This is a genomic window from Halanaerobium kushneri (genome assembly GCF_900156285.1).
Taxonomy (GTDB): Bacteria; Bacillota; Halanaerobiia; order Halanaerobiales; family Halanaerobiaceae; genus Halanaerobium; species Halanaerobium kushneri.
The window spans coordinates 1-1,734 of sequence record NZ_FTNC01000051.1; the positions used below are offsets into that span (position 1 = coordinate 1).

Consider the following 1,734-nt stretch of genomic DNA (forward strand, 5'->3'; position numbering starts at 1 on the left):
CCTGAATTATTCATAGCAACCACAAAATAAATTTTTCCTTTTATTTAACTCTAAAATCATCTGATTTAAGAACTTAAAAATATTTTTTTGAGTTGAATTCTTAAAAAAGATCTGTTTTTGGTATTATGGTAAAAATTACTATTAAAATCGGGTATAGATATCCCCTGTTCTTCCTTTTTGTCTTTAAAACTTTACAGGCCCTATATGTTAAGGTAGTTTAGTATTCAGGTTCAGATAAATCCCAAACCCTGTATATTATCCAGTACCTTAAAGAATAATTCTTTGTTGGGACAGCCTTCTGCCAGTTTGTAATAAATATATCTGCCTGTTTTTACTATTCTGGCTGCTATTTTAATTAATTTTGTTCTGATAGTCCCGATTCTGTCTGATTGGTTAGCTTTCGGAAAACAGAGGCGCCGCAGCCAGTTGTTTAGATTATAAGCCAGCATCATCTGCTGTAATTTATTAGCGTTTGCCTGATATTCACTGCTGCTCATTTTACCAAAGGCAAAACCTCTTTTTCCTTCTTTGATAAAGTTTTCCATGGTTCCCCGCTGACAGTAAAACTTAACTATTTCTCGGGGAGATTTATCTTTTATACCGGTAACAATAAATGTATGGTTGTAGACTAATTGACCTGCCGGTTTTTCAATTTTAACTACAACTCTTCGGCTTTTGTCCCAGCTGCCGGCCTGATAGTTAAATTCACCATAAATGACCTGTTTTTCAGATGTTTCAGAGTTCCGGTTTAGTTTTTCTAAAAGTGGCTCTGCTAAATCATATAGTTTTGCATTGGCTTTTAATCTTATGGCATAGGAGATATTATGTTCTTCAGCCATCCGATAAATACCCGGTGTGGCAAAACCGCTGTCAGCTCTTAAACAAAGAGGGATTTCTTTAAACTTTTTGCTGTATTTTTTAAATACCGGACCTATAAATCTTACAGCACCTCTTGATGTATATACATTACCGGATCTGAGTTCAGCTTTAATCAGGTCTCCGGTAACTCCATCAAACATTAACAGTGGATGATATCCATTTGCTTTATAGTGATGGTTGTAGTCAGAACCGTACTGCTTTCCATAGGTTTCACAGCCGGTTGAATCAAGATCAAAGATTATTTCTTCGGGAGCTTCATATTCATAAATTTTATCGAGCAGGTTAAAATTAACCTGCTGCAGCTGTTTCATATTTTCTTTATTAACACAGCTATTTAATCTTGAAATGGTTGGCTGTGAAGCCAGTATTTCTTTGTTCAGAACAGTCTGGAATAGAGAGTCAGATCTAAGATCGTCTGCATCATCATCAGCGTGATAGCCGGCGGTATTCTGATAAATACGCTGCAAAACAACATCCTCATTTTCATGTAATCTATGATCAACATCATCATCAAATTCTAAAACGTTCTTTATTTCCTGACTGAAGCCAATTTGATTATCAAATTCTTTAAAAATTAGCAGACCGGAATCGGAAGTTAAATCACCACCATTAAAATTTATTCTTATATTCGACTTGAAATTCACCTTTTTTTCAGATATAGTAACCACATGGAGTCCCTCCTTTTAATTTTGGTGTAGTTACTATTATTATAAAGGAAAGGGGCTCCCTTTTCTATGCTTTTAGAGAAAAATTTTAATAAAACTCTTTCACCCACTGGGTGAAAACAATATTTTAATAGATTATTGATATACTGGGCCTGACAATTTATTTCGTGGTTGCTATGAATAATTCAGG

At 34.6% G+C, this 1,734-nt stretch carries 1 protein-coding gene; it reads right to left on the reverse strand.

The features are described from left to right. Positions 1-230 precede the first annotated feature (230 nt). Positions 231-1,547, reverse strand: coding sequence for an IS1380 family transposase (locus BW929_RS15035; protein ID WP_076546278.1), 1,317 nt, complete (start codon positions 1,545-1,547; stop codon positions 231-233). Between the last annotated feature and the right edge of the window lie 187 nt (positions 1,548-1,734).